Below are 4,309 nucleotides of genomic sequence, written 5' to 3'. Positions count from 1 at the left end.
GGGGCGAATCTGGAGCACGTTGGTGCCGAGCGCGGAAATCTGTTCCTGCACGGCGCTGGTGGTCGCTTTGCCCAGCGTCACCATCGCGACCACCGCGGCGACGCCGATGACGATACCGAGGATGGTGAGGAACGAGCGTAGTAGGTGTCGGCGGATCGAGCGGATCGCGAGAACGAAAGTGGTGCCGAACATCTACTGCCCTTCCCATTGTGGAAGGCAGGAGCGAAGAGCGGCGCGCATCACTTCTCTCCTCCCGCTTGCGGGAGGGGCTGTCCTGTGGAGGCGGCGTTGGCGTTCGTCGACACGCCCTCCCCCGGCCCCTCCCGCGTGCGGGAGGGGAGTTCTGGCGCTCCCTCGCGCGTGCGGGAGGGGGACTGATGGGCGTCGATCCGTTCCACCAGGCCGTCCTTGAAGTGCACCACGGTATGCGCGAACGCGGCCATGTCGGGCTCGTGCGTGACCATCAGCACGGTGATCCCGCTTTCGCGGTTCAGGCCGGTGAGCAGTTCCATGATCTCTACCGAGCGCTCCGAATCGAGATTGCCGGTCGGCTCGTCGGCGAGCAGCACATCGGGGCGGGTGACAATCGCCCGGGCGATGGCGACGCGCTGCTGCTGGCCGCCGGAGAGCTGCGCGGGCGTGTGATCCCACCAGTCGGCCAGCCCGACCTTGTCGAGCGCAGCCATGCCGGCGTCGCGGCGCGTCTTGCGATCGTCGCCGCGGTAGAGCAGCGGCAGCTCGACATTCTCCAGCGCGCTGGTGCGGCTGAGCAGGTTGAAGCCCTGAAAGACGAAGCCGAGGTATTTCCGGCGCAGTAGCGCGCGCTGGTCGCGGTCGAGCGTCTCGACATGGTGGCCGCGGAACAGGAAGGTGCCGTCGGTGGGCACGTCAAGGCAACCGAGAATGTTCATCGTCGTCGACTTGCCCGAACCCGAGGGGCCCATGACCGCGACGAAATCGCCTGCGGCGATATCAAGATCGACGCCCTTGAGCGCCTGGAACGCGGTGGCGCCGGTGCCGAACACCTTGGTGATGTTGCGCAGCGAGATGAGGGGATCAGACATGACGGCCTCTCTCACCAGCTTCGTCATCCCGGCCTTGAGCCGGGGTCCCGCTTCTTCTCCACCGTTGCGAAAGGCAGCGAGACCCCGGGTCAAGCCGGGCGCGACGGAGGGAGGTGAGGCGTAGGTTACGCGCCGGCACCCGAGCCTCCCGCGCGCTGCTTGGGCTGGCCGCCCTTGGCGGCAGCCGCGCCTTGCTCGCCCGACAATTGCCCGGTGATCACTTCCATGCCCGGCTTGAGCCCGCCCGAAAGCACTTCGGTGACGCTGCCGTTGGTGTCGCCAGTGGTGACCTGCACTGCCTGCGGCTGACCGCCCGCCCCTTTCACATAGACCGTCTGCTGCGCGCCGCGGCCAAGCGTCGCGGTACGTTCGGGGCGGTCGCCGCGGCGCGGACGGAAGGTGAGCGAGCCGGCAATGCCGCCGCTGCTCCCGCCGCCGGCCGCCGTCGTCGCGGGCGTGAAACGGAAAGCCGCGTTGGGGACGAGCAGGACGTTCTTCTTGTCGCTCGTTACGATGTCAGCCGTGGCCGTCATGCCTGGGCGCAATTCCATGGTCGAATTGGCTACGGTGAGGTCGGCGGCGTAGGACACCACCTGGCCGGTCGTGCTGGTCGTCGATGTGCTGGTCGAAGAGGAGCTTGCGCTGCTGGCCGTAAGATTCGAACCTAGATCAACGCGCGTGATGGTGGCGGGGAAGGTTCGTCCGGGAAAGGCATCCACGGTGAAGTTCGCCGTCTGTCCCTCCTTCACCGAGCCGACGTCCGCCTCGTCGATCGCGACCTCCAGCTTCATCTTGCTGAGGTCCTCGGCAATCACGAAGAGGGTCGGCGTGTTGAACGAGGCGGCGACCGTCTGCCCGGGATCGACCTGCCGCGCCAGCACCACGCCGTTGACAGGGGAGCGGATGATCGCGCGCTGGCGCTGCGTCTGGTTCTGCGCGAGGTTTGCGCGTGCGGCCTCGACGTTCGCTTCCGCTACGCGCAGCGCCGCCACGGCCCGCTGCGCGTTGGCGCGGCCGGTCTGCAGCTCCGTCTGCGAGGGCACGCGGCCGTTGGACAGGCGGTACACTTCCTCCAGTCGGGCGAGCTGCGCCTGTGCTTCCGCGACGGTGGCGCGCGCCTGGTTCACGCTGGCGATGTTGGCATTGAGCTGTGCCTGACCGGCGCGGATCTGATCCTCGATCTGCTCGGGATCGATCAGCGCCAGCGCCTGCCCGGCGGTGACGCGATCGTTGACGTCGACCACCACGCGCGTGACGAGGCCCGACAGCTGGGAGCCGACCGTCACCTGATTGGTCGGCGCCAGCTTGCCGGTGGCGGAAACGGTGACGGTGAGATCGCCGCGGCGCACCGGGGTGGTGGCGAAACCGGCGGCTTCCTTTGAGCCGAACAGGCGAAGGCCGAGCAGGATCAGCAGCAGCAAGCCGACGCCGATCGCCACCCACTTGATCCAGCGGCGCCACGCCGGCTGCGGCTTCACCCCCAGAAAATCGTCGGTCTGTTGGGTCGCCATCAGCGGGTTCCGTCCTGGCTGGATCGTTGGGGTTCGGGGGCTTGCGGCGTGACGCTCGAATCCCAGCCGCCGCCCAATGCGGTGTAGAGCTGGACGAGCGCGGTGGCGTGGTCGGCGCGCGCCTGCGCCGCGCTGTTGCGGGCGGAGAGCAAAGACGCCTCCTGCTGGCTCAGCGTGGTGAAATCGGTGAGGCCGGTGCGATACTGGCTGCGGCTGAGGATCGCGGAGTTGTTCGCCGCCTCCAGCGCGACGGCAAACTCGCGCTCGCGCGTCTCGGCGGTGCGGAGTGCGACGACGGCATTCTCCACCTCTTCCAGCGCGGTGAGCACGGCCTGCTTGTACGCGGCGAGCGCGGCGTCGGTCGCCGCCTCGGCGCTGCGTACCTGGCTGTTGAGGCGGCCGCCGTTGAAGATCGCCTGCGTCAGCCCGGCGAAGAGGCCGCCGGTCAGCGTCTCGAACAGACCGCCCAGATTGCCGGCGTTGGTATTGATGTTGCCGCTGATCGCCAGCGCCGGATAAAGCGCGGCCTTGGCGACGCCGATCTGTGCGGTGACGGCGGCGAGCGTGCGCTCGGCGGCGCGTACGTCGGGGCGCTGCCGCAGGACGTCGGCGGGGATGCCGACCCCCGCCGTCTGCGGCCCGCGCGGGATCGGCTTGGTCGCTGAGAGCATCGGCTTGAGCGCGCCGGGCGCCTGCGCGGTGAGCACGCCGAGGCGTGAGACAGCGGCGTTATATTGCTGCTCGATCTGCGGCACCGAGGCAGCGGTCTGCGCGCGCTGCACGCGGGCCTGTTCCTGGTCGAGGCTGGAGACGAGCCCGGCCTGCACGCGGAAACCCGCGATCTCCAGATTGTCGTCCTGCAGCGCGAGGCTGTCGCGGGCATTGGCGAGCTGGAGCTGGTAGAGCCGGGCGAGGACATAGTTGCGCGCAACCTCTGCCTGTACCGACAGCAGCACGGTGGCCTGGTCGAAACCCGATGCTTCATATTGCGCGCGGCTCGCCTCCACCGTGCGGCGCACCTCGCCGAACAGGCCGAGCTGATATTGCGCGTCGAGGCCGAGCGAGAAGTTGGAGCCGCCGCCGCCGCCGATGCTCTGCGTGGTGCCGTCGGGCAAAGTGATCAGCGTCTGCCCGCCGCGCAGCGTCTCGGAGCGGCTGAACCCGCCCGAGCCGTTGACGGTGGGGAGCAGGGTGGCGCGGGACTGGACCAGCGCCTCGCGCGCCTGGCGGAGGCGGGCGGTGGCTTGCGCCACATCGAGGTTCGCGGCGGCGGCCTGCTCGACGAGATCGCCGAGCACCGGATCGTCGAAGCTGCGCCACCAGCGGGTCAGATCCTCTCGCGTCGGGGCGGCGGTGACGGAGAAGCCGTCCGGCACGTCGAGCTCCGCGGCGGTGCGCAGGCGATAGTCCGGCCCGACGGTGCAGCCGCCGAGCGCTGCGGCGAGGAGGAGCGAGGCACGAAGGCGTCTCATGGCGGTGGGAAATGGCCGGGCAGGCCGAAAGGGTCCAGCGATTTAGTGTCGCGACTTGTCGCAGCGTGGCGCGCTTCGTTCAGGCAAGCTCGATCAGCAGCTGATCCACCGCGACGCTGTCGCCGGCGGCGATGCGGATCGCGGCGACCGTGCCGTCGGCTTCGGCGCGGACGACGTTCTCCATCTTCATCGCCTCGATCACTGCCAACGGCTGGCCGGCAGTGACGGTGTCGCCGGGGCGGACGTCAAGGCGGGCGAGCAG

General features: G+C 69.0%; 5 protein-coding genes. All 5 read right to left on the bottom strand.

Annotated features, from left to right (window positions below; genetic code table 11):
• Positions 1 to 192: ABC transporter permease (locus ACFDTH_RS17645; RefSeq protein WP_375288860.1), on the bottom strand; the 192-nt coding region annotated here is incomplete at its 3' end.
• 47 nt (positions 193 to 239) lie between these two features.
• Entirely contained in the window at positions 240 to 1,064 is an 825-nt protein-coding gene (locus ACFDTH_RS17640; RefSeq protein ID WP_375288859.1) for an ABC transporter ATP-binding protein, read from the bottom strand.
• Between the two features lie 125 nt (positions 1,065 to 1,189).
• Positions 1,190 to 2,575, bottom strand: a complete 1,386-nt coding sequence (locus ACFDTH_RS17635; protein ID WP_375288858.1) for an efflux RND transporter periplasmic adaptor subunit — start codon at positions 2,573 to 2,575, stop codon at positions 1,190 to 1,192.
• On the bottom strand, positions 2,575 to 4,047 hold the full coding sequence (locus ACFDTH_RS17630) for an efflux transporter outer membrane subunit (protein ID WP_375288857.1): 1,473 nt from the start codon (positions 4,045 to 4,047) through the stop codon (positions 2,575 to 2,577). The genes ACFDTH_RS17635 and ACFDTH_RS17630 overlap by 1 nt, the downstream gene beginning before the upstream one ends.
• Before the next feature lie 79 nt (positions 4,048 to 4,126).
• The coding region (locus ACFDTH_RS17625) for an acetyl-CoA carboxylase biotin carboxyl carrier protein subunit (protein WP_375288856.1) at positions 4,127 to 4,309 on the bottom strand (183 nt) is incomplete at its 5' end.

Source organism: Sphingomonas sp. (assembly GCF_042096255.1).
Taxonomy (GTDB): Bacteria; Pseudomonadota; Alphaproteobacteria; order Sphingomonadales; family Sphingomonadaceae; genus Sphingomonas.
This window is presented reverse-complemented; position numbering and strand designations above follow the sequence as displayed.

Coding starts and splice junctions, on each gene's coding strand:
- ACFDTH_RS17635 (WP_375288858.1), bottom strand. CDS start 2,575: ATGGCGACCCAACAGACCGACGATTTTCTGGGGGTGAAGCCGCAGCCG.
- ACFDTH_RS17640 (WP_375288859.1), bottom strand. CDS start 1,064: ATGTCTGATCCCCTCATCTCGCTGCGCAACATCACCAAGGTGTTCGGC.
- ACFDTH_RS17630 (WP_375288857.1), bottom strand. CDS start 4,047: ATGAGACGCCTTCGTGCCTCGCTCCTCCTCGCCGCAGCGCTCGGCGGC.